Annotated in this window: 31 protein-coding genes; 13 read left to right on the top strand and 18 right to left on the bottom strand. The window is 36.2% G+C overall.

Annotated features, from left to right (window positions below):
* Positions 1–177: 177 nt before the first annotated feature.
* From ACE1TG_RS16425 to ACE1TG_RS16405, 5 genes are all read left to right on the top strand, one after another.
* Positions 178–1,926: a carbon starvation CstA family protein gene (locus tag ACE1TG_RS16425; protein WP_375053491.1), complete on the top strand. Its 1,749-nt coding sequence runs from the start codon at positions 178–180 to the stop codon at positions 1,924–1,926.
* Between the two features lie 36 nt (positions 1,927–1,962).
* Positions 1,963–2,259, top strand: coding sequence for a cory-CC-star protein (locus tag ACE1TG_RS16420; protein WP_483887892.1), 297 nt, complete (start codon positions 1,963–1,965; stop codon positions 2,257–2,259).
* Positions 2,260–2,439: 180 nt separating this feature from the next.
* Positions 2,440–3,372, top strand: a complete 933-nt coding sequence (locus tag ACE1TG_RS16415; RefSeq protein ID WP_375053489.1) for an ArsA family ATPase — start codon at positions 2,440–2,442, stop codon at positions 3,370–3,372.
* Positions 3,373–3,378: 6 nt separating this feature from the next.
* Positions 3,379–4,362: a zinc-binding dehydrogenase gene (locus tag ACE1TG_RS16410; RefSeq protein ID WP_375053488.1), complete on the top strand. Its 984-nt coding sequence runs from the start codon at positions 3,379–3,381 to the stop codon at positions 4,360–4,362.
* Between the two features lie 159 nt (positions 4,363–4,521).
* Positions 4,522–4,713, top strand: a complete 192-nt coding sequence (locus ACE1TG_RS16405) for a hypothetical protein (protein WP_375053487.1) — start codon at positions 4,522–4,524, stop codon at positions 4,711–4,713.
* 142 nt (positions 4,714–4,855) lie between these two features.
* On the opposite strand, the gene ACE1TG_RS16400 is transcribed toward ACE1TG_RS16405, so the two are convergent.
* The 7 genes from ACE1TG_RS16400 to ACE1TG_RS16370 all read right to left on the bottom strand — a co-directional run bounded on the left by ACE1TG_RS16400 (position 4,856) and on the right by ACE1TG_RS16370 (position 8,527).
* Positions 4,856–5,713 carry a DUF421 domain-containing protein gene (locus tag ACE1TG_RS16400; protein WP_375053486.1) on the bottom strand — a complete coding sequence of 286 codons (858 nt, stop codon included), beginning with the start codon at positions 5,711–5,713 and terminating at the stop codon, positions 4,856–4,858.
* Positions 5,714–5,725: 12 nt separating this feature from the next.
* The gene (locus ACE1TG_RS16395; RefSeq protein ID WP_375053485.1) at positions 5,726–5,929 is read right to left on the bottom strand and encodes a DUF1657 domain-containing protein; all 204 of its coding nucleotides are present in this window, start codon (positions 5,927–5,929) and stop codon (positions 5,726–5,728) included.
* Between the two features lie 6 nt (positions 5,930–5,935).
* A complete protein-coding gene (gene spoVAE / locus ACE1TG_RS16390) occupies positions 5,936–6,286 on the bottom strand; it encodes a stage V sporulation protein AE (RefSeq protein WP_375053484.1) in 351 nt (116 codons plus the stop codon).
* Complete coding sequence (gene spoVAD, locus ACE1TG_RS16385; RefSeq protein ID WP_375053483.1) at positions 6,283–7,299, bottom strand: stage V sporulation protein AD; 1,017 nt, start codon at positions 7,297–7,299, stop codon at positions 6,283–6,285. Before spoVAD ends, spoVAE begins: the two co-directional genes overlap by 4 nt.
* The gene (spoVAC, locus tag ACE1TG_RS16380; protein WP_375053550.1) at positions 7,299–7,778 is read right to left on the bottom strand and encodes a stage V sporulation protein AC; all 480 of its coding nucleotides are present in this window, start codon (positions 7,776–7,778) and stop codon (positions 7,299–7,301) included. The genes spoVAD and spoVAC overlap by 1 nt, the downstream gene beginning before the upstream one ends.
* A 19-nt stretch (positions 7,779–7,797) precedes the next feature.
* The gene (locus tag ACE1TG_RS16375; RefSeq protein ID WP_375053482.1) at positions 7,798–8,259 is read right to left on the bottom strand and encodes a YhcN/YlaJ family sporulation lipoprotein; all 462 of its coding nucleotides are present in this window, start codon (positions 8,257–8,259) and stop codon (positions 7,798–7,800) included.
* Positions 8,260–8,320: 61 nt separating this feature from the next.
* Positions 8,321–8,527: a DUF1657 domain-containing protein gene (locus tag ACE1TG_RS16370; RefSeq protein WP_375053481.1), complete on the bottom strand. Its 207-nt coding sequence runs from the start codon at positions 8,525–8,527 to the stop codon at positions 8,321–8,323.
* 165 nt (positions 8,528–8,692) lie between these two features.
* Between ACE1TG_RS16370 and ACE1TG_RS16365 the strand changes: the two genes are divergently transcribed.
* Entirely contained in the window at positions 8,693–9,136 is a 444-nt protein-coding gene (locus ACE1TG_RS16365) for a hypothetical protein (protein ID WP_375053480.1), read from the top strand.
* Positions 9,137–9,177: 41 nt separating this feature from the next.
* Here ACE1TG_RS16365 and nfsA read toward each other — a convergent pair whose 3' ends face one another.
* From nfsA to ACE1TG_RS16350, 3 genes are all read right to left on the bottom strand, one after another.
* Positions 9,178–9,927: an oxygen-insensitive NADPH nitroreductase gene (nfsA, locus tag ACE1TG_RS16360; RefSeq protein ID WP_375053479.1), complete on the bottom strand. Its 750-nt coding sequence runs from the start codon at positions 9,925–9,927 to the stop codon at positions 9,178–9,180.
* A 14-nt stretch (positions 9,928–9,941) separates the two neighbouring features.
* Complete coding sequence (locus ACE1TG_RS16355) at positions 9,942–10,664, bottom strand: hypothetical protein (protein ID WP_375053478.1); 723 nt, start codon at positions 10,662–10,664, stop codon at positions 9,942–9,944.
* Positions 10,665–10,865: 201 nt separating this feature from the next.
* A complete protein-coding gene (locus ACE1TG_RS16350) occupies positions 10,866–11,018 on the bottom strand; it encodes a hypothetical protein (protein ID WP_175476805.1) in 153 nt (50 codons plus the stop codon).
* Between the two features lie 641 nt (positions 11,019–11,659).
* On the opposite strand from ACE1TG_RS16350, the gene ACE1TG_RS16345 reads away from it, so the two are divergent.
* From ACE1TG_RS16345 to ACE1TG_RS16325, 5 genes are all read left to right on the top strand, one after another.
* Positions 11,660–12,922: a molybdopterin molybdotransferase MoeA gene (locus tag ACE1TG_RS16345; protein ID WP_375053549.1), complete on the top strand. Its 1,263-nt coding sequence runs from the start codon at positions 11,660–11,662 to the stop codon at positions 12,920–12,922.
* Between the two features lie 22 nt (positions 12,923–12,944).
* Complete coding sequence (gene moaA, locus ACE1TG_RS16340; RefSeq protein ID WP_375053477.1) at positions 12,945–13,967, top strand: GTP 3',8-cyclase MoaA; 1,023 nt, start codon at positions 12,945–12,947, stop codon at positions 13,965–13,967.
* A 17-nt stretch (positions 13,968–13,984) separates the two neighbouring features.
* Positions 13,985–14,395: a YwpF-like family protein gene (locus tag ACE1TG_RS16335; protein WP_375053476.1), complete on the top strand. Its 411-nt coding sequence runs from the start codon at positions 13,985–13,987 to the stop codon at positions 14,393–14,395.
* Positions 14,396–14,599: 204 nt separating this feature from the next.
* Positions 14,600–15,964, top strand: a complete 1,365-nt coding sequence (locus tag ACE1TG_RS16330; RefSeq protein ID WP_375053475.1) for a TrkH family potassium uptake protein — start codon at positions 14,600–14,602, stop codon at positions 15,962–15,964.
* A gap of 30 nt (positions 15,965–15,994) precedes the next feature.
* Entirely contained in the window at positions 15,995–17,947 is a 1,953-nt protein-coding gene (locus tag ACE1TG_RS16325) for a sensor domain-containing protein (RefSeq protein WP_375053474.1), read from the top strand.
* 50 nt (positions 17,948–17,997) lie between these two features.
* On the opposite strand, the gene ACE1TG_RS16320 is transcribed toward ACE1TG_RS16325, so the two are convergent.
* The 5 genes from ACE1TG_RS16320 to ACE1TG_RS16300 all read right to left on the bottom strand — a co-directional run bounded on the left by ACE1TG_RS16320 (position 17,998) and on the right by ACE1TG_RS16300 (position 22,227).
* The gene (locus tag ACE1TG_RS16320; protein WP_375053473.1) at positions 17,998–18,099 is read right to left on the bottom strand and encodes a YjcZ family sporulation protein; all 102 of its coding nucleotides are present in this window, start codon (positions 18,097–18,099) and stop codon (positions 17,998–18,000) included.
* Between the two features lie 102 nt (positions 18,100–18,201).
* A complete protein-coding gene (locus ACE1TG_RS16315; RefSeq protein WP_375053472.1) occupies positions 18,202–19,344 on the bottom strand; it encodes a S1C family serine protease in 1,143 nt (380 codons plus the stop codon).
* Positions 19,345–19,370: 26 nt separating this feature from the next.
* A complete protein-coding gene (locus ACE1TG_RS16310) occupies positions 19,371–20,552 on the bottom strand; it encodes a zinc-ribbon domain-containing protein (protein WP_375053471.1) in 1,182 nt (393 codons plus the stop codon).
* 726 nt (positions 20,553–21,278) lie between these two features.
* Complete coding sequence (gene lepB / locus ACE1TG_RS16305) at positions 21,279–21,812, bottom strand: signal peptidase I (RefSeq protein ID WP_375053470.1); 534 nt, start codon at positions 21,810–21,812, stop codon at positions 21,279–21,281.
* A 58-nt stretch (positions 21,813–21,870) separates the two neighbouring features.
* Entirely contained in the window at positions 21,871–22,227 is a 357-nt protein-coding gene (locus ACE1TG_RS16300; RefSeq protein WP_375053469.1) for a PilZ domain-containing protein, read from the bottom strand.
* 156 nt (positions 22,228–22,383) lie between these two features.
* On the opposite strand from ACE1TG_RS16300, the gene ACE1TG_RS16295 reads away from it, so the two are divergent.
* Positions 22,384–22,563 (top strand): Spo0E family sporulation regulatory protein-aspartic acid phosphatase, encoded by a 180-nt coding sequence (locus ACE1TG_RS16295; protein WP_375053468.1) that lies wholly within the window; start codon positions 22,384–22,386, stop codon positions 22,561–22,563.
* Positions 22,564–22,574: 11 nt separating this feature from the next.
* On the opposite strand, the gene ACE1TG_RS16290 is transcribed toward ACE1TG_RS16295, so the two are convergent.
* Positions 22,575–23,741: an aminotransferase A gene (locus ACE1TG_RS16290; RefSeq protein ID WP_375053467.1), complete on the bottom strand. Its 1,167-nt coding sequence runs from the start codon at positions 23,739–23,741 to the stop codon at positions 22,575–22,577.
* A gap of 110 nt (positions 23,742–23,851) precedes the next feature.
* Between ACE1TG_RS16290 and ACE1TG_RS16285 the strand changes: the two genes are divergently transcribed.
* Positions 23,852–24,007 (top strand): FbpB family small basic protein, encoded by a 156-nt coding sequence (locus ACE1TG_RS16285; RefSeq protein ID WP_375053466.1) that lies wholly within the window; start codon positions 23,852–23,854, stop codon positions 24,005–24,007.
* 243 nt (positions 24,008–24,250) lie between these two features.
* On the opposite strand, the gene ric is transcribed toward ACE1TG_RS16285, so the two are convergent.
* Both ric and ACE1TG_RS16275 read right to left on the bottom strand, forming a co-directional pair.
* A complete protein-coding gene (ric, locus tag ACE1TG_RS16280) occupies positions 24,251–24,943 on the bottom strand; it encodes an iron-sulfur cluster repair di-iron protein (RefSeq protein WP_375053465.1) in 693 nt (230 codons plus the stop codon).
* 78 nt (positions 24,944–25,021) lie between these two features.
* Entirely contained in the window at positions 25,022–25,912 is an 891-nt protein-coding gene (locus tag ACE1TG_RS16275) for a DMT family transporter (RefSeq protein ID WP_375053464.1), read from the bottom strand.
* Positions 25,913–26,552: the final 640 nt, after the last annotated feature.

Below are 26,552 nucleotides of genomic sequence, written 5' to 3'. Positions count from 1 at the left end.
AGGTTCTGAAATGTAAAATAAGTAAGAATACGTTTTCGATTCAAAAAATTTGCATTAATGAATATTTATTCAGTAAGATGGAGTTGTACTATTTATTATCGTTTACACATAGATTTTACTAGGTATGTCTCAAAGTTCACAAAAGACAGACCAAATAACTTGGGGGAGGTTGAAAAGGTGAGTAGTATTTTGGTTGCGGTAATCGGGATACTTGTTTTCGCATTGGGTTATCGTTATTATTCAAAATTTGTTGCAGAAAAGATTTTCAAGTTAGATCCCAACTATGTAACACCTGCACATCAGTATAAAGATGGTGTGGATTTTGTGCCTACGAATAAATTTGTTTTGTGGGGGCATCATTTTACTTCAGTTGCGGGAGCAGCACCAATTGTTGGACCAGCTATTGCAGTTTATTGGGGGTGGCTCCCAGCGATTCTATGGGTAGTTCTTGGGACAGTGTTTGCTGCAGGCGTGCACGACTTTGGAACACTTGTATTATCTGTTCGTAACAAAGGTCAATCGATTGGAACACTTGCAAATAAACTTATAGGACAACGAGCAAAGATCTTGTTTTTATTTATTATTCTTATACTGGTCTTAATGGTTAATGCAGTATTTGCATGGGTAATTGCTAACTTGTTTATTTCGTTCCCGGCCAGTGTTGTTCCGGTATTTATTCAAATTCCATTAGCAATATGGATAGGTGTTGCGGTATATAAACGCAAACAAAAAATGCTTGTACCATCGTTGCTGGCTTTGGCAGTTATGTATCTCACTGCAGTAATAGCAAGCAGAGTCGATTTTATGCAAATCGATTTAGTACAGTATATGGGCGGTGAAGGTTCTGCAGGACTATTTGGTCTTGGTGCGGTTTCAACAGCATTTTTCATCTGGATCATTATACTTATGATATACGTATATATCGCTTCTACATTACCTGTTTGGAAGTTACTGCAGCCGCGGGACTTCATTAATTCACATCAGCTAATTGTAGGACTTGCAATTCTGTATTTGGGCTTACTATTTTCGAATCCGGAAATTACAGCACCATTAACGCATACAAATACAGACGTATCTTGGTTCCCGCTATTATTTATCACGATTGCATGTGGTGCCATATCAGGCTTTCACGGTTTAGTGTCGAGCGGTACTTCCAGTAAACAATTAAATAACGAAACAGATGCAAGATTTGTTGGGTATTTGGGTGCTGTAGGTGAAGGCGCATTAGCATTAATTTCAATCATAGCTGTTGTGACATTCTTCTCCAGTACCGACGAATTCCTGGCAACGTACAGCAGCTTCACAGCAGCAGGCGGTGCAGGACTTAATGTGTTTGTTCAAGGTGCTGGACAACTGGCGACGGGCTTAATGATTCCTCCAGATGTAGCAGCTACCATTGTATCTGTCATCGTAGTAAGCTTTGCTGCAACAACGTTGGATACTTCGGTTCGTTTAATGCGCTATATTATAGCTGAGCTTGGTGTTGAATATAAAATGCCGGCACTTACAAAAACACATGTTGCAACTTCAGTAGCTGTTGTCTCAAGTGCGGCGTTAGTATTACTGCCAGAAGGTCCAAAAGGTTTTGGTTCGGGAGGATATCTGCTTTGGCCGTTATTCGGGACATCTAACCAGTTACTTGCAGGGATTAGTTTATTGCTGATTTCTATTTGGCTGAAGCGGCAAGGCAGAAACTATATGATAACATTCCTTCCGATGGTATTCTTGATGTTTATGACACTGTGGGCTATGTTCCAGCAGGTCGTATTTCAATGGTCCTGGTGGGGTTCCGAATCAAGTACATTACTCTTTGTCTTCGGGGCTATCATATTCGTATTTGCGGTTTGGATTATTTTAACCGCATTTACAGCATTAACGGGTAAAATGGATCAGAATATTAATACGGATGACAAAATGATTAAATAAGATGAAATAAGTTAAAGAGAAGGGATCATCTAAACAATGATCCCTTTTCTGATAACCGAAAAAGAGGTGAGAAACGTGTTAGATAAATTAAAGAAGCTAATCGAATATTATGAAGAAGTATTAAATATGCCGCATCGTCAGGAAATTGCCAGGGAATTAAGGGACCAGGATGACCTGTTTTTGCTGCTTTTGTATTCTGAGATGATTGGAATTCCTAATCCTGTATACTATTATACACTCGAATTGTATCCATATATGATTGAGCGTTTCCACGATTGGCATTTACGCATGGGAATGGAGAAATCACCAATGACAGGGATCCGCTGCTGTTAAATACAAAAGCGGATGGCCCTGATTAGCGGCGGGTGGGTTGATGTTGCCGTGAGGAGGCTCAATCCATGCCCGAGGAAAGCTCCCGTCTTCAGAGGAAATCAACAGGCTAAGCACATTTGCAAATAGTTTGGATTTCCTATTTTATTTATGAAATTGATTCAGCTGAAAAGGAGTTTAAATATGGAAGTCTTAGAGAAAAAAATTATTTTTGTTGGTGGAAAAGGCGGTGTAGGAAAGTCAACTTCGGCTGCAGCAATTGCTTGGAAGTCTGCAGAAGAAGGGCATAATACACTCCTTATATCTACAGATCCTGCGCATAATCTAGGGGATATTTTTAATCAGTCAATTGGAGGTAAGACAACTAAGGTTTCAGATAACCTATCAGCACTGGAGATTGACCCCGAAATAGAGACAGATAATTACATTAAAGGGGTAAAAGAAAATATAAAGGGTGTAGTCCATTCTGGTATGATGGAAGAGGTATATCGCCAGCTGGATACTGCAAAAGCTTCCCCAGGCGCAGATGAAGCTGCGTTGTTTGATAAATTAATTTCAATCATTTTAGAAGAAAGCGAGTATTATGATAAACTTATCTTTGATACAGCACCAACAGGGCACACGATCCGCCTGCTTTCATTACCAGAGCTAATGGGAGTATGGATTGAAGGAATGTTACAAAAGCGGCAAAAGACAAATGAAAATTATACACAATTATTAAATGATGGAGAACCGATTGAAGACCCTATTTATGATGTGCTGAAGAAACGTCAGGAAAGATTCTCTAAAGCAAGAGAAGTTTTACTGGATGGGAAGGTTACCGGGTTTGTCTTTGTGATGAATCCTGAGCGTTTACCAATTTTGGAAACACAAAAAGCAATTGAATTACTTGATAAATATCATCTTCATGTGAAAACATTAATCGTAAATAAAGTACTACCAGATAATGTGGATGGTGATTTCCTGCTTCAACGTAAAGGGCATGAACAGCAATATATGGATACGATAAAAGAAACGTTTACGAAACAGCAATTGATTTATGTGCCATTATTTTCACGCGATATAATGGACAAACAGCAACTTAATGATTTCAGTAAATATTTTGTGAAAGGATGATTGGCTATGAAAGCATTTGTACATGAGTTTGGCGAAACGAAATTAAAAGATATGGCAGTTCCGTTTGCAGATCACGGACAAGTTACAGTATCAATTCGAACTGCAGGATTAAATCGACGTGATATCTCGATTCCAAAGCGTAGAGGGAATGATGCGGCTGCTTTGATTCTCGGATCTGACGGTGCTGGTATAATTGAATCAGTGGGGGAAGGCGTTACAGATTTTTCAATTGGAGATGAAGTAATTATTAATCCATCACTTCAATGGTATGACAATAGTGATGCACCTCCAAAGGGATTTGACATTCTTGGAATGCCTGATAATGGAACATTTACGGAGAAAATCGTACTTCCAGCTGAACAGGTGGAAGCAAAGCCTGAGCATCTCACATGGGAAGAGGCGGGTGTTCTAGCATTACCTGCGTTAACAGGTTACCGTGCATTGTTCACAAAAGGCGGGCTTAAAGAAGGGGATACATTGTTTATTCCTGGTGCTGGAAGTGGAGTTGCGACATATCTTATTCAGTTCGCCAAAAATGTTGGGGCAAAAGTGATTGTTACTTCGCGCAGTGCGGATAAACGGCAGCAGGCCAAAGAATTAGGTGCTGATATTGTCCTGGATACAAACAGTGACTGGAATGAGGAGCTGCAAGATGAAACAATTGATTTAGTAGTTGAAAGTGTGGGACGAGCTACCTTTAATCGCTCATTGGAGGTACTGAAGAAAGGTGGTCGTATTGTCGTATTTGGTGCTACGACTGAGGATACAATCGATTTAGATTTACGGAAATTTTTCTATGGACAATATCAATTATTCGGTTCAACAATGGGAAGCAGGCAAGAGCTTCGTGCTATGCTGAAGCACATTGAGAACTTTAATACACATCCAGTTGTTGCCCGTACATTTTCACTGGACAACGCACACGACGCGATGAGCTACCTTGAACAAGGCAAGCAGTTTGGAAATGTTGCAATTGTAGTAAGTGAATAGACAGTAAAGGCTCTCTTTTATGGCAAGAGAGTCTTTTTTTGGCTCTAAAATATATGTTGGGGTACAGAAAGAATTCTGATAAAAGAAAACACCCAATCTCCTAATTTTGTTAGACTTTGTTTACACCAATAAACAATCTACAAAAGGAGGTGCGTGCAATTGAATTCTAACATGTCTTTATCAGGATTAGAAGAGTTTATCATTTTTGCAGATAAGAAAACAACATGGCAGCCTTTCATACAGGTTTTGCGGACACGAGAGACCTTATTTGTTATTAACCATGATATATGTAAAATAAGAGCTTCAGTGTCCGCTGAAAAAGCAAGGATTAGAAAGAATAGCCTTTATTAGTTAAACCTTCGTGGCTTCGCATGAACATCCACGATTTGTTATGAAAATAAATTTGTAATCGAAGGCTGGAGAGGTATTTTCTTGCAAAAGTATAATTCCTATCTATCAAGGCTTATCTATATTAGCTAAGCTAAGTTTTCTATTATTGAAGGTATGGAGAAACTTTGTCAATTGCTTCCTGCATTTTCTGGCTATTTTTTTCATACATATTCTTCGTTTCCTGATTAATGGTAGCCAGTGCAAATAATTCAAGGTCTGCTTGGCTTTTTTTCATTGTTGCAAGAAGCAGTGGTTTTTCACTTGGAGTCGGTACAGCAATTTTGTCATCATATAAATCTACTGTTAATTGTCCATTGCTATCAACTTGACCTAAAAACACATTTTCAATACTGACATCCATTTTGTCTAATTCGGTTTCAAGCCAATTTGTGTTTAGTGAAGCATTTGATAAAGGCTCGAGTAATGCTTTTCCGTCCATAACAACTGTTTGAGGTTCTTTTTCTGGAGATGGTTTTAAGCCAATATCCTTCATTGTTACTGGCTGATTTTCCTTTTTAGGTAATACATTAACCTTTCCTGTTGGCTCTAAAACAGCAAATTCGACATCCGCTGCCTTATACATGTTGTTGTTACGCAATTCTTCAAGCAGATCATCAGTTGTGTAACGTTCTTTTTTTAGATTTTCTTCCATTATTTTACCGTTTTGAATAAATACAGTGCCTTTCCCTTGTGTAAAATTGCGTACTCTTTTACTTTTTAATGCGATAAATTCTAACCCGAATGGGACCAGGAACCAAACGGAAAGCGCAATAAGTGCATACTCGAATTGGGTTGTCAAATCTGTAACATGTGTTGCCACAATACTTCCAATAACAATACCGGTTATATATTGGAAGATATCAAGTTGGGACATTTGTTTTTTACCAAGCATTTTGGTAATAAAAAACAGAGCAACCAATAAGCTTACTGATCGTATTAGAATTTCAACCCATCCTGGCATTGTACCTCTCCTTTAATTCTTATATTGTGGTTCTTGCTGTGATAAATATATTACCTGTTTTTCCAGGTCGGTCTTTATTTCAGTAATAATACTTTGCACTTCATGGAAGCATTCTCGTGCTTCTCTATCCTGTGTTTTACTTTCTAATGTAAGAAGTGAGGCTTCTACACTTTTAACAGACGAATAACAACCTTTAACTTGTGATCCTACAGTCATATTTATTTATCCTTTCGGTTTGAAAATAATTGCACCAATCATTCCAAAAATGATAGCCGCTGAAATACCAGAACTGGTGACTTCAAACATTCCCGTTACAACACCAATCAGACCATGTTTTTCAGCCTCTGCCATTGCTCCATGGACAAGTGAGTTACCGAAGCTTGTAATGGGGACTGTTGCACCGGCACCTGCAAAGTCAATTAATGGTTCATATAGACCAAACCCGTCTAATACTGCACCTGCGACAACGAGAATACTTAAAGTTAGTCCAGGATTAAATTTAAATACATCAAACATAATTTGGCCGATTACACAAATAAGCCCTCCGACAACAAATGCCCAGAAAAAAATCATTGTATATCACTTCCTGATTCGATAGAAACTGCATGTGCAATACACGGAATTGGGTCACCTTGCTGCACGCTAAGTGGTGAATGCAGGGCACCTGTTGCAACAACAAGAATTCGTTTAAGCTTCTCTTTTTTCATAAGATTTAAAAAGTGCCCATATACGACAACTGCGGAACAAGCTGCCCCACTCGCTCCTGCTAGAACCGGTTGATCTTCCCGGTAGATGGTTAACCCACAGTCTTTAAAGTTTTCTTCTGTAATTGCAATATTCCTTTTTTGCAAAAGGTCTATCGTTATTTCGCGACCAACATGACCAAGGTCTCCTGTAATGATTAAGTCGTAATATGATGGGTCAACATCACGTTCCTTTAAATGTTGCTCAATCGTGTCAACAGCAGCTGGAGCCATTGCACCACCCATGTTAAAAGGGTCAGTCATACCCATATCAACAACTTTACCAATAGTTGCAGAAGTTATTCTTGGTCCATCTCCTTCTTTAGCAACTAATGCACATCCGGCGCCCGTTACTGTCCACTGTGCGGTAGGTGGTTTTTGTCCTCCATATTCTGTTGGGTACCTGAATTGTTTTTCAGTTGCGGCATTATGGCTGGAAGCACCACTTAAAATAAAATCAGCTCCACCCCCATTAATAATAAGTGCCGACAGTGCCAGGCTTTCCATAGAGGTTGCACAGGCACTAAATAAGCCGAAATATGGCACATCTAATGTTTTAGCTGTAAAACTTGTTGGTGTAATTTGATTAATTAAATCGCCACTAATAAAAAATTGGATCTGTTCTTTATCAATAAAACTGTTTTTTACTGCAATTTGCGTTGCTTCTTCCATCATTGTTCGTTGCGCTTTTTCAAAGGTCGATTGCTTAAGCCACATATCATCATGTAAAAGGTCAAAATCTTTGGAGATATTCCCTTTTGCTTCAAAAGGCCCACCAACAGTGCCGGTTGAAATGATGACAGGTTTATTTTCAAAAATCCAAGTGCGATGTCCAGTCAGCATTATAATCCACCCCACTGAATTAGAATTGTTTTAATTAAAGCAATAACAAAAGCCGAAAAAACGCCAAACAAAATGACAGATCCAGCTAATTTAAACATATTTCCACCGACTCCTAACACAAATCCTTCGGTACGGTGTTCGATAGCAGCAGATATTACTGCATTTCCAAAGCCGGTGACAGGTACTGCTGAACCAGCACCGGCGAATTGTCCAATTCGGTCATATATTCCAAAGCCAGTTAAAAGCATTGTAATAAATATCAGAGTGGCAACAGTTGGATTCCCAACAGTTTGCTCAGTAAAATCAAAGAAATAAATATAGATTGTTGAAATTATTTGGCCGATAAAACAAATGAATCCACCTACAAAAAAAGCCTTAATACAATTTTTTAAAAGGGGTCTCTTAACTTCTCTATCCTGTTGAAATGCTTGGTACTCTTGTGCACTAGGAGGTAGGTTTTTCTTTTTCTTATCTGCCATAAATTGCTCACTCATTTCCTTATGTTTGTTCATTCATAAGTTTAATTAAATGCTTTACCTCTTTCTTAAGATTCTTTTTTGAGATATCACCTTGCCGTATTTTGTTTTCGAGTCGGTTTGTTTCAATCACTATTTTCTTATCAGTTGATAGTTCAACTTTTTGATCAGGGAAAACTTTTTCCAATTTCTTATGCATCTTTTTCCTTAACTTCGCTAATTGGAAGCGTTTATTGTGATGTACTTCAAATGCAATAACCAATATTTTCTCCGTATTTACTGCATTTATAGTCGTAATTTCTTTATGCTGACTTAGACTTTGCTTAGCGTTATTTGAAATGGATTGATCAAGCGATCCTTTAGTAGAAATGTTGGTGAAATTTACTCCATTATTCGGACCACTCTGGGAGGAATCAGTATTTGGACTACACCCTATTAGGAAAAGTATCATGCCGACTATAAACAAAAATCGATATGCATTCATATAAACAATCCTCCCATTGATAGAGGCTGGTCAAATGGAACCAACCTCACAAATCAAGTATTTACATTCCTTTATATTGTGGTTCCTCTTGCTCAATTTGTGTTACTCTAGGTTCAACACTTTGTAAAATAGACTCAGTTTGCTGTGCTGCATTCTCATAAAGTTGCTTCGCTTGTTTATTCTCTGTTTCCAGTGCGAACTGTTCAAAGCTAGCCTGTGCACTTTTAAGACCAGCTATTGTTTGTTTAACCTGGCTTGAAACTGTCATAAATATCCTCCTTTAATTGCGCTTCACTATATATAATTCAATATAATGACAGTAATTATACTTTCTATTTTTTACCTATTACTTTTTCTATTTAAAAAAATTATTAATAAATGGAAACTTTTTACCAGGTCTATACGTCTTATATATAAGATAGGAGAGTGGAAAATGAAAAAAGGGGTATTTATTCTTTCTGTTTTGTCGATATGTTTTCTAATCTCATTTTATTGGTTTTACGAGCAGGCTGGAGCAGAGCTTGCGGTTAACCAAAGCAAAGAGATTCAAAAAGATAACTTTATATTACATATACGGGTTGAAAAAATGGATGAGGGATTTCAAGTTTTCCGTTCCATCCAGTACGTAGGGGAGGAACAGGTTGAAATAACACACCAAACTCCACTTATATCTGTCTCACTGAAACATAAAAATCATGATTATACCGGAAGTAATGTATCAAGAACGCTAACTTCAGGAAGCAGTTATCATCCTCAAGGTTCTAAAACGTTTGAATCACCTGACAGAGGTGAATATACACTGTTTTGCGAATCAAGATTTAAAGTGGAAGGTGAAGAAATAAAAATAAATTATCAGGAAAACTTAACATTCAATTAAGAAACAGCATGCCGAATAAAAACGGATGCTGTTTTTTACTTCTAACGCTTATTTAGCTTTTTGTTTTTAATAAATGTGGTAACGTCCATTCGGATTGCTTTTTTGTATTTTCGAACCATTTGCTCTGACCAAGTGTCTGTACGCGTATTTTTTGACCTTGTTTGGTAATACATTTTGAGTTCTTCGTTAAAACTGTCTATTAATTTCTGCTGAAACTGGCGGTCTTTATTATATTTATTCTCGTGATACACAACCTCAATAGGAAGACGAGGTTTCCGGTCAGGATTTTCATCTGGATAACCAACAGCCATACCAAATAGTGGAACAACATAATCGGGAAGTTCCAATATATCATTAACTCGGTTAATATTATTCCTGAGACTACCTATGTAGCATGTTGCCAACCCCATTGATTCTGCAGCAATGACAGTGTTTTGGGCGACTAACGCTGTGTCTATCGTTGAAACAAGAAACTGTTCTGTACTTTCTAGACTTTCCTGCATTGCCTTTTGCTCCTCTGCAGAAGCTTGCTGGTAGATACGATTTAAATCAGCACAGAAAACAAAGAAATGTCCATTTTCTTCTACATATTCCTGCCCGGATACTTCTTTTAGTTTTGCCTTTACAGTTTCATCTGTAATACCAATAACGGTATAGGCCATGACATAACTTGACGTTGAAGCTTGCTGTGCTGCGCCAATAATCGTATGTATTTGATCAGTGGTTAATGGTTCTTTCTTAAATTTTCTAATAGAGCGATGATTACTAATTACCTTTATTGTATCGTTCATTATCTAAATCTCCTTTAATTATTTGCGTTTAGTGTTAGATTAGTACTTACCGTGGGCCTTTCACTTTCCTGCCACTTTTTAATATTTTCAGGTGATGGTTCTGTTATATCTGGATGAAATACTGAGATTGTGTCATCATCCACCCAATTTGCAGCTAAGATGGGCCATTTATAGTTCAAAAGATCTTTATCGTTTGTTTCGTTAACCAGTGGTAATAGCTCCCATTCTTCCAGGTCTATAACAGCAATGTTGGAGTATGGAGAAGGCGTTTTAAGATTTCTGTTAAAGCGCAGTAATATTTTTGTATTTTCTGGAGATACCTTTGCCTGTATGTATTTTGCTAAATCAGCAACTAAATATGCCTGATTGTCCATTGTCTGATCAAGTAATAAGTATGAGCATAATTCATCGTGACAGGAAAATTCAAGTAAGTAAAGATTTTTATCCGTAGCACTTATTCGAAACATATTCATTTTTTCCAGTGCTTGTTGGCGACTTTGGGTAGCTTGTAGATATGCATCCAAAATTGGAACCATTTCCAGGTTAATCATAACTTCTTCTTCAGGAAGGGCGAACTCGATATACTGATCAACTTCTTCATCTTCATTTTGTTCTTCCACAAACTCAGGATCCTGGTTAGGATCGACTAATTTCGTATCTTTCTGTACAATTACTGGCTCTTCACTGCAAGCAGCCAATAGTAAAAGCACACTTAGACATAACAATCGTATATACATTGTAATCCCCCCACATTCAGCTAATCTAATTATACATTATAGAAAACCTTTTTGTAGGTCAAAAACTTTAATAGATAATATGCCTTCTTGTTAAGGCATTTATTATAAAAATCTACTTTGCCTGAATTTGCTTTTATATAAAAAAACACCACTCGTAAGTGATGTTTTTAGTGGTCATGTGTGTTTTTTTAAAACCTGATTTTAGAATAATTGAAATACATAGTTGATTAGGAACCATAAGATTCCAAAGAATATGATTAAATATGTTACGTATTTGATTACAGCAACTCCAACTTTACTTGAGTCGGACTTTTTTTCTACACGTTCCACTTCTACATCTTTATGCTCATCCATGTTTAGCACTCCTTTAAGTCACATTTGGTAATCGCTATGATTATTTCTAGGGTGTTAGTAATTAAATACCCAGTGGGCAGAACACTAAAACATTTATATTCTTTGACACTTTCCGTAAGTTCTGTTGCTCTTTAATCTTCGCAGTTGATATAAACTGCGAACTAACTGCCAGAATAATCTCTATAAACTCTCACGGCGCCATCCGGGGTCGCTCCGGGCGGATGCTTTCCGCGGGCAACGCTTCAGCTTCCTCGGAAGCCAAAACCGCTTCCTGCGGGATCTTCAGCTGTTGTTTTTCCCGCAGGAGTCACCGCCCTCCGCTCACCCGGACTAGGGTAGTGCTGTCACATAATTATTCTATAGCGATTCCTACTAAAGTCAACAGCGCAGGAAATACACGGAGACTCCTGTGGGAGCTGAGGCCTAGATGAGACTACGCAGCGACGTAGGAGCAAGGAGGCTCATCAGCCGCCCTAGGTGCGCGTAGTGTATTTCCGAAGCGGTGTCATAGCACTCAACCATTTTTCCATGTTAGTTCGCAGTTTATATCAACTACGTATAATTTCTTGTGCGTAAATATCAATTTTGGGCCAGATTTGTTACACTGATGGTAATGATTAGAAATGGAAGGTTTGATCATAATGGTAGAAATGCGGAAACCAATTCCCGTACAAGAAGCGATTGAACACTTATGGAGTCATCGTCAACAGGGCAGTACCGAATATGTGTCAATTAATGATTGTGATGATAGAAGACTTGGAGAAAACATTATCGCTAATCATGCAGTTCCGCCATTTAATAAGTCACCGTATGACGGTTTTGCCTTTAGCGCTGAAGATACTTTCCAAGCCGGTTTAGAAAACCCGATAGAATTTGAGGTTGTGGAACATATTGGTGCAGGTCAAGTACCAACAATACGATTAGGACAAGGACAGGCAACGCGAATTATGACAGGAGCAAAAATTCCAGAGGGTGCGGATTGTGTTGCTATGTTTGAAGTTTGTAAGACTTATGAGAAAGATAATAAGTCCTGCATGTCGATTAAACGAAGAATGAAGGCTGGTCAAAATATAATTGAAGAAGGATCAGAGGTAATTGAAGGTGAAAAGCTTATTGACCGGGGGACTCTAATTAATCCAGGTGTTAAAGCGTTATTGGCTACTTTTGGATATAGTAAAATAAAAGTGGCAAAGAAACCTGTTATCGGGGTGATTGCTACTGGTACCGAATTGCTGGATGTTGATGAAATATTAAAGCCGGGAAAAATTCGTAATTCCAATGCATATATGATTGAATCACAGATATTAAGAGCTGGAGCCGAATATAAATATTTTGGAAAGCTTGCAGATGAATTTGAACCAAGTTTTCAAACGATAAAACAAGCTTTGGAAGAAGTAGATATATTAATTACAACAGGGGGCGTCTCTGTTGGTGATTTTGATTTAATGCCAGCCATATATGAGGAACTTGGCGCAAGTGTACTTTTTAATAAAGTAGCGATGCGGCCAGGAAGTGTTACGACAGTTGCATCTAACGGAGACAAATTGCTATTTGGCTTATCTGGGAACCCCTCTGCGTGTTATGTAGGCTTTGAGTTATTTGTGAGACCAATAATACAGCATAACTTATTTAGTCATAAGCCTTTTTTGAAGCGCATTAAGGGCACATTAGCTGATGATTTTCCAAAGCCCAATCCATTTACGCGATTTGTTCGAAATTATATAACATATGAAAATGGTAAAGTGAATGTAAGACTAGCTGGTATGGATAAATCTAATGTTGTTACGTCATTAGCACATACAACAGGTTTAATGGTATTACCGGGTGGAACACGTGGTTTCAAGTCAGGTGACGAGATTGAAGTATTGCTGTTAAATGATAGTGAGGGTCAACTGGAGTTTTAGTTACTATAAAGGAGCTGTTACAATGCCAAATCAAGTAGAACCAATAAAGGATCATTTCGGTAGAGCATTGAAGGACCTTCGTATTTCTGTTATTGATAAATGTAATTTTCGTTGTACATATTGTATGCCAAAGGAAATTTTCGGAGAGGATCATGTGTTTTTATCAGAAAGTGAGTTACTTAGCTTTGAAGAAATTGTCCGATTGGCTAAAACATTTGCGAAATTAGGTGTGGAAAAAATTCGTATAACAGGTGGCGAACCGCTTATGCGCAGAAACCTGGATGAATTGATTGCACAGTTAACAGTAATTCCCGGAATTAAGGATATTGCATTAACAACAAATGCGGTTTTTTTACCAAAAACAGCTGCAAAATTAAAAGAGGCTGGACTAAAGCGTGTTAATATTAGCCTTGATGCTATCGAGGACGAGGTTTTCAAGCAAATTAATGGGAAGGGTGTCGTAGCCCGTCCTGTGTTAAAAGGAATTGAAGCAGCACAGAAAGCTGGGCTACAAGTGAAGATTAATATGGTCGCCAAGAAAGGAATGAATGAAAGTCAGATTCTTCCGATGGCACGGTATTTTAAAGGAACAAATGTCATTTTACGTTATATTGAATTTATGGATGTTGGTAATCATAATGGATGGGACTTTAAAAATGTCATTACCAAAAAACAAATAATTGATATGATCGATAAAGAGATGCCAATTGAGCCTGCAGAAGAGAATTATTATGGGGAGGTAGCCTCAAGATATCGATATAAGGATGGTGGGGGAGAGATAGGTGTTATTTCCTCTGTTTCCGATTCTTTTTGTGGAACATGCACCAGAATTCGTTTGTCAGCAGACGGTAAGCTATATACGTGTCTATTTGCGTCAAGTGGCTTTGATATTAGAGAAAAAATGCGGAATGAATTGACTGATGAACAGCTAGAGGAAGAAGTTACAGGTTTATGGGGGAATAGAAAGGATCGTTATTCTGAAGAACGGTCTTGGCAAAAAAATAATAATCGCAAAAAAATCGAAATGTCTTACATTGGTGGATAGAGGGAGGAAGCGGATAAATGAAAACTTTTAAGCTTGCATCACTGGAAATTCTTAATAGCCAGGATTCAAGTATGGTTCAGCAGTCTTTTCCCTTATTGGACGGTTTGGTTATAAACCGAGAGGATGAACAAAACCGCTGGATAATAGAGGCATACATTCTCCATGAATATTATAGTTTTTTTCAGAATTTGAAAGATAAACAGGAAGAAATATTAGTTCAGGTGAAGATTACCAAAGAGAGTAATGAGCCTGCAACATTTATTACAAGTCTTATCGGTATTAATGAAATTGGGCCACATATGAATATCCTATTTAAAGGGACTATTGTGGACCAACGAAAAAGTATTGTTGAGGATAAGTTGAAATCACTAATTGATGAAGGGTACAGTGGTGACGAATTATTAACAAAATTTAAAGAGGACATATAAAAGGGTTGGATTGAGGAATCTGACCTTTTCCCTTTGTCCCGTAATCTTACTAATTTATACCAGAAGCGTGATTATACCGATTTGACAAAATAAGTCGGAAAATATCAAAAATGAAAGCAAATATTGCACTCTACTGCTATAATGTTATTAAGATTTTAATTTATTAACCGATATAACTAATGAACGATACTAAGGAGCAACGCTATGTTTTACAATAATCCTATTTTTCGCTGGATAAATAAACTATCACCAGTACAGCTAATTCTACTATTTTACTTAATCGCTGTAATTATTTCTACGATAATGTTAGCGTTGCCAGTTGCCCATCAGGATGGGGTGAATATTCCATTTATTGATGTGTTATTTACTGCAGTAAGTGCCATCAGTGTAACGGGACTTAGTACAATTACAATTGCAGAAACTTTCAGTACAACTGGTTTTTTCTTGATAGCCATAATACTTCAGCTTGGCGGCGTAGGTGTAATGGCCGTTGGTACATTTATTTGGTTATTAATTGGTAAAAAAATTGGACTCCGCGAACGCCGGTTAATAATGACAGACCAAAACCAAACAACCTTTGGTGGCCTTGTCAGGTTAATTAAGCAAATTGTCCTCGTTATTTTAACAATTGAATTTGTCGGTTTTATAATTTTGGGAACTCATTTCCTTCCATATTTTCCTACAGCAAAAGAAGCATACATGCAAGGTTTTTTTGGGGCAATTAGTGCGACAACCAATGGTGGATTTGATATAACAGGTCAATCGTTAATTCCTTTTAAGGATGATTATTTTGTCCAATTTATTAATATGCTATTGATTATTTTCGGAGCAATCGGTTATCCTGTTCTAATTGAATTAAAGGAGTATATGTTTGCGAACCAGGAAAAACGAAAACACTTACGATTCACATTATTTACGAAAGTAACAACATTAACTTTTTTTGTGTTAATCGTTATTGGGACTGTATTTATTATGCTTTTGGATATCGGGAATTTTTTCTCGGATAAATCATGGCACGAAATCTTGTTTTATTCCTTGTTTCAGTCAGTAACAACTCGAAGTGGCGGACTTTCTACAATGGATGTCAGTCAATTAACTGAATCCAACCACTTTTTTATGTCATTTCTTATGTTCATCGGTGCATCTCCAAGCAGTGCTGGTGGAGGGATTCGCACAACGACGTTCGCGCTGGTTATCATATTTATGATTACTTATGCGAGGGGCGGGGGAAGTATTCGGATTTTCAGGCGAGAGGTTTATGATGATGACTTGCTTAAAGCAGTAACGGTGACACTTATGGCCGGAATATTTGTATTTATCTCTGTTCTGGTTGTGTCTATTGTTGAGCCATTCCGATTATCAGAAATTTTATTTGAAATTACTTCTGCTTTCGGCACAGTTGGCTTATCGCTGGGAATCACGAGTGAGCTTACGACATTCAGCAAGGTTGTCATGATGATTTTAATGTTTATAGGAAGAGTAGGAATTATTACCTTTTTATTTATGTTTAAAAATAGTAAGAAGATCGGAAAGTTTCATTATCCAAAGGAAAAAATGATAATTGGATAAAAATGCTGAGGCTGCTGGGAGTGGAATGCCATGTCAAAGGAAGATGTATTGCCAATACATAATCAGGTTTTTGAAAGTTTAAAAGACGCCATTCTTTTTGTTCGAAAAAACGGAGTTATTATAAAAGGTAACAACGCTGCTCAAGCTTTATTGAAGATGGAGGAGTATACATCTGTTTTTGATTACTTGGACTTCAACCTGCTTACAGAAAATGATGAAAGCCATCTCTTGATGGAACAAAAGAATAATAATGGGAAGCTTATCGAAGTAAAATCCATACGAGTTAATGATAATATTTATTGTCTAATAATGAGTGATTTACCCATCCATGATAAGACAGATGAAGTAAAGAAATATATTAATCACTTAATTCACGCTAGTGCTGAGGGGATGGTTATGTATGATAATGAGGTTATAATTGATTGTGATCAAACCTTTGCCGATATGTTTGGATATTCTGAAGATGAAATTAAAAATATGAAAATATCACAATTAATGGATGCCAACAGTACCTGTAAATTGGCTGAAATCATTCATAATGACCCTGATAAACCCTATGAATTAACGGGTGTAAGAAAAGATGGCACGTCTTTTTACATGGAATTCATGGAACACCCGTATAATAACCTTGGTAACATTATCCGCGTTGCAATCATTAAAGATATTACAGATAGAATAGAAAATGAAAAACGAATCGAATTTATGGCATATTATGATGAGCTTACTGATTTACCAAACAGGAATTTTTTCTATAAAGTATTAGGTGAAGCGATTAAAGAAGCTGAATTAAATGATGAAATGCTGGCTGTATACTTTATTGACGTAAATTACTTCAAGGAAATAAATGATACATTGGGATACTCTTTTGGTGATCAATTGCTAAAGGCATGTGGTAATCGGTTTAAAGCATTTTTACAGACGGATACATTTATCGCCAGAATGGGCGGTGACGAATTCCTTATACTGCAACGCCATACTGCGGGTGAGGACGCTGCAATTGATTTAGCAGAGAGTTTGATCTCTGAGTTTGAAAAACCTATTAAAATTGATGATTACGAAATGTTTATCTCCATTAGTATCGGCATCAGTATGTATCCTAAAAATGGAGAAACACCAAATGATTTAATTAAACATGCTGATTCAGCGATGTATGTCATAAAGGAACAGCATCATAATAATTATAATATTTTTGAATCCTCTATATCAGAGAATTTCAAAGCAATGCTCACGATGGAAAGTGAATTAAGGGAAGCGTTAAAAGAAGGACATTTTGAACTGCATTATCAGCCGCAAAAGAACCTTAATACTGGAAAGATTATTGGTATGGAAGCATTACTTCGCTGGAATCACCCTGTAAAAGCATATATTCCTCCAGATGATTTCATTTCACTAGCTGAGAAAACCGGACTTATTATTGATATTGGAGACTGGGTTCTAAAAGAAGCATGTAAACAGAATAAAATATGGCAAGACAACGGATATACCCCGGTAATTGTAAGTGTTAATTTATCTGCAAAGCAGTTTCACCAAAAGGGATTGGTAGAAAAAATAGAAAAGATCCTGCATGATACTGGTCTCGACCCGTCTTATCTGGAACTTGAAATAACGGAAAGTATGGCTATGACAAATGAAGAGTATATACTGGAAACAATTCAACGTTTACGTACACTCGGTGTGCTGGTTTCAATTGACGATTTCGGTACGGGGTATTCTTCACTAAAATATTTAAGCTTATTTCCAATAACCAAGCTAAAAATTGATAAAATGTTTATGAACGAAAATCAAAAACAAAATCAGGCGATTGTAAAGTCAATTATTCATATGTCACACTCCCTCGATATGAAAGTTATTGCAGAAGGGGTAGAAACGATTGACCAGCTTAACTTTCTGGAAGGTGAGAAGTGTGACGAAATGCAAGGATTTTACTTTAGCAAACCATTGCCTCCCGATAAATTAACCAAATTGTTCAAAACAGTAGGGTAAAAAAATTAACATATGTAAAAAGCTTGTGCTAGGAATAGCACAAGCTTTTTTTAGTAATAGAAAGTTGCACCTACGATAATAAGCAGGATAAAAAGCACAACGATTAGCGCGAAATTGTTACCATATCCGTGGGATCCACCATAACCACCCATTCATTATCACCTCCTACGTGTGTTTACACTTATACTATATGACAAATGAAACAAAACGTATGGACGTTTGACTAATTAATTTAACATGAATGAGTGGCTGACCTATTCAACAAGGGTTTTTGACAGGTTTAAAATTTTTAATTGATTATTTTCATTACCAATGGTAAGTACATATTTATAGACTTCTTTTTTTGTTCCTTCTTTATTCTGCAGATTTGTTTCCACAGTCACATTAACGGTTGTTTCTACTTGGTCGTTCTGTTTAATTTTGCTGGAAAAATCAGAGTACTGGAGGTCAATAATGTGAATATATCGCTCCCTAAAGTCTGAATATGAGTTCTCAGATTGCATCGAACTTCCCAGTAATGTATATGCACCTACATAATCTCTTATAATAATGCTTTCAAAGAAATAATCAATGATGTATTCAGCATTTTCTTTTAGCTTTTTAGGTTTTGTATTGCTGCCGATTTCGGAAGTATTAGCAAAGTCCAACTGTTCGTTTTGTGCTTCATTCGACCACTTTGTAACTTTTTTAATAACCTCGCTTATCGGAATACTAAATCCAATTGTCCCATCCTCGGTACCTACAGAATTAATTCCAATAACGTTGCCGGTTTCTCTGTTTATTAGTGGTCCACCACTATTACCATGTGTTATCTGTGCTGATATTTGATAAACATTTTCATAATTAAATCCATCAACTGAAAAATTTCGTTCTGTACCAGATATTATCCCTAATGTTACTGTATTCTGAAATCCGTGAGGGCTTCCAAGTGCTATAACTTCATCGCCCATTTCAGCTTGCACATCTTTTTCGATTGATAAGGAATTTTGACCAGCAAGCTGTGGAACGCGAATAACAGCAATATCTGTATCTTTTCCCATTCCTACTACTGCAGCAGGATAAGCACGTGCATTCGCAGTTTTTACATATATTACATCAGCATCTCTTACCACATGTGCATTGGTAATAATATCGCCTTTATTGTTATATAAGAATCCCGACCCAGTGATTGTATTGAATTCATTTCGCCCTTCTATTTGAACAACACTTTTTTCGGATTCGTGGATAATTGTTTTTAAATCAATGCTTCGGGAGCTTGACTCTACTTTACTAACAACAGGATTATTTACAGCTACGCTTTGAGTACTCCATAAGTTATGAATGTAAAATAATAGGACAGCACCGATTATAACGACAACTCCTGTTACTATTAATGGTTTGGTTTGCAATTTATGCATCTGTTCACCTCGTTAATACATAGATACTATTGATTGGTGTACCATTTTATTTTTTCTACTTTAATATCAATATTTTTCCCTTCTTGATCAATGTCAAAATGGGTAAACTCAAATTCACCAACCTCATCGGGATATAGTGTTTCTGGGTATACATATACTTTATTTGATAAAAATTCGCTTCCTGATTTAGAAGACAATGCATATTCGACCAATATTGTATTAATAGGAATCGTTGCAACACTTTTTACTTTACCTTTTACAACCAATTTTCCTTGTTCATTATTTTCCACATTTACTGAAACAAGTTCAATCGCATCATTTTCATTTAATTTTCGTTCTTCTTCTGCCGAGCTTATCGCTTGCTCAATTCGTTGACGCTGGGCTGTTTCGAAGGCTGTTTTTTCCTTATCAATTGTTGTTTTCAGGCTTTGCAGTTTTCCAGAGTTTGGCGCATATTTTAAACCATCTTCAACTATTACAATCGCATTTGAAAATTGTTTATCATTCAGTTTTTCACTAGCTTTTGAATAGGTGTAATCAATAATTTGATTTCGGATCCTAGTTGTAATTTCTTCCGCCTCGTCGTGCTTAATCGACTCAGCTTCCCACAGCAAAGTTTTCATGTCATCAATGCTTGGATCCTGATTTAATTTATGTTTAAGCTCTTCAAGCTTTATCGAATTACGTTCTGATGTAAGTTTATTAATTAATTGTGTCACAGCATTGCCGTTATAGTTGCTTAATGAGTTCTCGGCATCATTAATGAGAGTTAGTGCTTTTTGAAATTCCTGTTTTTGCAAGTAATTATTCGCCTTTTCTATACTGGTTTTAATTTTTAAGGCTTCCTGTACATAATTTAATGCAACAGTTGCTTGTGTAAATTCTTTATTATTTTCAAGTGCAGAACGGAGTAAATCCTTTGCTTCTTCATACTGGCCATCCATGACGTTTTCTTCGGCTTTATTGTATAAGTCGCTAGCTTCAGCTGTTTGGTTTTGCAGGAATATATAATAAATACCAGCAGATAAGATAACTATGGCTAACATTGAGATAGGGATATACCAGTACTTATTGAATGATTTATGGTTGTTAAGTCGTTCGTCTGTATCCTCTGGCAGTTGTTTGCCACATTTTATACAATATAACTCATTTTCTTTCACTTTTGTGCCACAATAAGGACAGTGATGCATAACAAAACCTACTTTCATTGTCTAAGCATATTCTAGGCAGATGAAAAAGTGTAAACACTTTCTTCCTGCATAAGTGCAACTAAGGCTTATCTATATTAAAGCTTAGAGAAAAGCCAAGTTTTTCTAATATTTCTTTTCTATTTTATCATATTTTTGCTTTATTTAGGAAAGGGAAATTGATATGATAGGAAAAGGAAGAATATAATTTAAATTGTTAGGTTTTTACATAAATACAATAGAGGAGGTACACCATATGGAACTTTGGGAAACAGCTTTTGGTATCATTTGCTTCGGATTAGTTGCGTTAAATATAGGTTACTGCATTTTTGATAATGAATAATACTCCAATAGTAGAAAACTTGGGATTCTTATGTAAGCTTAAATTGCTTTCTAGGAGTCCCTTATACTTTGGAAGGCAAGCCGATATATAAAATAAGAGGTTGAAGTATTGCCGCTTGGAACAAGGATCTGGCAAATGGTTGAAGTGAATCCTCTTTCCGCTAAATAGGAGAAATTAATGCTTACGGAACCATGAGACGGATCCTCAATCTTTTATAAAATGGGTTCTTCTACAACTGGGGAAAAATGTATGTTCAATGTTATTAGCATTTTTCTTTTTCAAGACAGAGTCCGTTACATTTGAAACAGCCTTTTAATTAAACAAGGTGACTGCGCCATCTGCACCCATGTCGGTTTCCTAATAACTAAAAAGGGCAGGCAATGTTGATACCTGACCCTTTTTCTTTATTTTGTCATAGCCCATTCGTCAAGTGGAAAAATGACAACCTCTGATTTTCCAATAATATTATCTTCATTAACAAACCCTAAGCCATTTCTGCTATCTTTGCTTACTATTCGGTTATCTCCCATAACATAATAACTGTTTTCAGGTACTTTAACAGGACCAATTTCACCAGTATTGTTCCTTGCATCTATATTTATGAATGGTTGTCCATATTTTTCGCCATTGATATACAATGTATTATCCTCTACTTTAATAGTTTCGCCAGGCATCGCAATAATTCGCTTGACATAATTCTTTAAAGGTCTTTCGATAATAACGATGTCGCCGCGTTCTGGTTTATCAAATAAATAGGTGAACTTATTGAAAAGTACTGTTTCTCCATCTTCAAGAGTAGGTTCCATACTCTCACCGTCCACAATCGATGTTGCAAATACGAATGATCTAAGGAAAAAGGCAAGAACTATCGCTATTAATATAGCTTTTCCCCATTCCAGCCATTCATTTTTCTTTTTTGGTGTAGTCAAAGAAGACATCCTTTCTTAACCCGTACATCAAAGTATAACAGAAATTCATTTCTGGATAAGGCATACTTTAATTTTTTTTCTTGTTTTGTTTTGCAATTTTCTTAAGTTCCTTTATCATGTTGTCCTTGTATTCATTATCTGTATTTAGATGTAGACCTACCTCAGAAGAATGGTGGAAGTTTTTAGTCCATATTATTTTGCCAGATGCGTGAAAAGTATGAGATTCTAAGATAAAGGAAAGATTTATTTTCGTATCTCTTTTCAAATCAATTACATTTTTACAGTTAATCTTAGCCCCTTCGTTACTTACATCAAGAATATGAACATTGGCAGTTACTGTACTGTTTTCTTCTCTTTTAGTCATTTTTCCTTCAATTGGCTGATTAAATACGAAGCGGTATGCTTCATTTCTTTTGTAATACATCGAGACCCTCCTACAGTCTAGCATCCACATTTCTAAAATATCATTTTCAGTGCATTCCGAATAGGCTTTTAAATTACTTAAGCAGAAACTTGTCATTATTTGTGCACCTGTGCTAAAGTTAAGTAAGCATTGAAAGGAGGTACTGTACTAATTAATATGTGCACTACAGAAAAGCTTCTGGAAAGAATAGAATTCCTACGTAATAAAATGACTGATGTTGCTTTTGAAAAAGGATTTACAAGTGTTGAATCAATTAATATCAGTCAAGAATTAGACAGGCTTTTAAATCTTTTCGATGACGTAAAGAAGACTAAACATCAGAGAAGAATAGATTAAAGTCGACTTAATTAAATTATTTTTTTCCTCTGTAAAAAAGCCTCAAGACGGTCAAGCCCAATTTTGATTGTTTCGATATCATATGCATAAGAAAGACGCATATAACCTTCACCTAAGGAAGAAAAAGAATCCCCTGGAACTAATGCGATTTTACCATCACGAACTAAATTTACTCCCAATTGAAATGATGATATTTTATCTTTTATCGGAAATTTAGGAAAAAAATAGAATGCTCCATCAGGTTTGTTGACATAAAGACCCATGTTAATTAACCGATTATATACATAATCACGTCTTTTCTTATATTCATTGCGCATTTTAGCGGGATCATCCAACCCGTTTGTTAACGCCTCTAATGCCGCATATTGACTAATGGATGTTGCGCAAGAGACATTGTATTGGTGAACTTTTAACATGTGTTTTGTCAGCCATTCTGGTGCCAGCGTATATCCAATTCGAAAACCAGTCATTGCATGTGATTTGGATATTCCATTAATGACTATTGTTCTATCTTTAACTTTATCAAACTCTGCTATAGACGTATGTTTCCAATCATATACAAGTTCACTGTATATTTCGTCAGCTAAAATAAATATATTTTTATACTGCAGAATTGAAACAAGTTCCTGTAATTCATCCTTAGTAAATGAAGCCCCTGTTGGATTGGAAGGGTAGGGGAGAACGACACATTTTGTCTTACTTGAGATATGTCTTTCCAGGTTTTCTTTTGTAAGTTTAAAATTATCATTGGTAGTATCTGCATAAACAACATCTGCTCCAGCCAATTTTATGAGTGGTTCATATCCAGGATATATTGGCGCAGGCAGAATCACTTCGTCCCCTTGAGATAAAATAGTACGAAATGTTATATCAATAGCTTGTGAAGCCCCTGATGTAACAATGATTTCTGATTTCGGGTCATATTTAATGCCATAATTATACTTATAATACCCCGAAATGGCAGTTCGCAATTCAATTATTCCTGCATTATGAGTATACATTGTTTTATTATGATCAAGTGCTATTTTTGCAGCTTCCTTAACGTGTTCTGGTGTATGAAAATCGGGTTGTCCTATTGTTAGGGATGTCACATTCTGTTCATCAGAGACCATATTGAAAAACTTCCGAATCCCTGATATTTCAACATCTTTAACAGAATTATTAAGATTTGGTCGCATCAGTTAACCTCCAGTATGAAAAAATTTCATAAAATGTTCAAATAATTTTGATTTGTTGTACAACATATAGGGTATAATAGATAATGAGCAAATATAAAGGAGTGTGAATTATGCGCCCAATAAAATACCAAAATTTTGAAGAACTAGTACAGCAAAACAAGCAAGAGCTATTAAGAGACGAGAATGAGTTAGAACAAATTGAACTTCGTCTGGAAAAGAAGCAATCAGATATAAAGCCCAATAAACTAAAACGCTTTTCTTCCTAATAATTATTCAGATAGAAATGAAAACCTTATGATTTGAACACTCATTCAGGTCAATTTTTCTACTGATAATCATAACATAGGTTGATAAGCCGAGACTATCTTTAGAACCCCAAAAAACAGGGGCACATTTAATAAAAATGCTTCCCCTGTTTTATTATGCAGTTAAGTAAAGTTAAATGCGAAGGGGCTCTAAGGAAGCAAATAAGCTTCATAAGAACCCCATTAACGATGCCAGGTTTACTATTATAAATTTTTAAAAAGTATATTGTTTTCTAAATGAACGTGCTGAAAAGTATCTGCCTCCATTTCCGCTAATCGGGCATATGTGATTCGGTATGAACTGCATGCATCTGCTGGAGGTTCAAATCCGTTGGTAATTTCCCGCATGCGTTTTAAAATGTTTCCTGATGCTTCATGTTCGTCTTCTAAACCACCATTAGCCTCATGGATATGATTCAGAAGTTTTTCACTAGGATTTTTTTGATATTCTTTAATTAAAGGAAACACTTCGCCTTCTTCTTTAATCATATGTTCTTCCATGTCTACCTTAAACTCGTTATATAAGCGATGCAGTTCTTTTAGATGTGGGTGGTTTGCTCCATGTACACGAAAAATCTTTGTGACAAATTGTCCTAAAGCAGGAAGCTCTTCATTCAGATATGCGTGATGTGTGTGAACAACGTGATCAATTAATTCAGCTGGTGGGACTGCATCCCAATCAACTACTTCATGATCTTCTTGTTTCCAACTATCAAAGGCACTGTTAAGTTCCCCTAATACAACTGTTTTATCTATTTCTTTTTCCTTAAAAACATCTCCCAGCGGACGATCCCCACCACAGCAAAAATCGATTCGACGTTCTTTGAACAAATCACTCGCTTTTGGAAATACCTTTACAATTTCAGCTGGTGTATGTTCAGTAGTAAATTGACTCATTACTATTACCTCCTATTAGTGAACTTACTTAGATAATAGTGGATTTATTGTTTGTATGTCGTGATTGATATCACTTACTTACGATTTTTTTAATTTAGGGCTGGAATAGGCTTGTATTAAGATTACCGCACCGATAATGCACGCCATTCCGATCATTTGTATAAAGGAAAAGGCTTCGTGAAAAATGAATATCCCAATTAATGTTGCAACAACAGGCTCGATTGTCGTGAGTATAGACGCTTTGGAAGCTTCTGTGTTGTTTAAACCGTGTGTGTAAATAATATAGGCAAATGCGGTTGGGAGGAAGCCTAATCCGAATGCATAAAACAATACTGTGGGGTCCAGTAGCATATGAAATTTTTCCTGATAAGGGAAAAATGGCAATAATGTGACAGCAGCTATAATAAATGTATAGGTTGTGATACTAAGACTGGAGTATTTTTTTAATGCAAATTTACTGAAAATACTATATAGGGCATATCCAATACCTGACCCTAATCCGAATAGAATACTTGTCAGCTGAAACGTCGCTAGATTCAAGGGTACTAATCCAACAACTAGTGCAGTTCCCATTAGTGTAATTAAAAGTGCGATGATTTTGAGTCTTGTCAGGGCTTCTTTGAAAAGAAAAAAAGATAAAAGCGTAACGAATGCAGGCGCTGTATATAGCAAAGCTGTGGCAACAGGAATTGTCGATAGCTCAATTGCCGTAAACATACAGTAATTGAAAAAAATGATGCTGAAAATCCCGGTACCGATAAAATACTTAATATCTCGTATGGAGTTAAGTTTTAATTTCTTTGGTGAAGTAAAAATTAGATAGATGACTAGTATAATAGCAGCAGACCAAGCTCGAAGTGTAACAACTTCCATAGGTGTGAATCCAAACGAATATAAGTTTTTTACATACCAGCCGATTGTACCCCAAAGCGCAGCACCTAAGATGATATAGATGAAAGCTCTATTCATGGCAGATTCCCCCTTTACCATTCAATAATAGCAATTATATCAGATTAGTATGTTTTGTATATTCCTAACGCAAATTGTATATATTGAATAGTAAATCTTTGGAAAGTAGTTGAAATAAATGATTGGAAGTTTAAATACAGCCAATAATATAATAAATAATCTGTTACCAGCAGAAATTAAAGTAGAGTATGTATATATATTTATTGGAGTTATATTAGTCTATTTAATAGTGCATCCACTTGTAAATTGGGTGATTTCAATGCAATCGACTAAATTATTGGCGTATATCATGAGTAGTTTGGCTTTTTTGGTACTATTTCTGTTAGGTATTAGTTTAACTACGGTTCTTAATTTAACGCTATTGGCTATGACGTTGCAGTGTCTTGCCATCTTTGGTGGATGCCTTATTATTATTCATGCTCTCCAGTATCTATTCAGAAAAAACAAAAGCATATAAATAAGAGAATGCAGCACGGTTTAGGAGGGTAAAGTGTATAAAACACATACCGTTTCGTGATCCTAATTAATAGAATAAGAATTATTTGATTTAACACATTAATTAACATTGTAAATAACAATCTAAGGGGAGGAATTAATGCCACTCGGAGTGAGGATCCGACAAACAGTCTAAGTGAATCCT

This window comes from Virgibacillus sp. JSM 102003 (assembly GCF_041949995.1).
In the GTDB taxonomy this organism is placed as follows: domain Bacteria; phylum Bacillota; class Bacilli; order Bacillales; family Amphibacillaceae; genus Lentibacillus.
The sequence above is the reverse complement of the archived record's forward strand: the minus strand, read 5'-3'. Positions and strand labels throughout refer to the sequence as shown.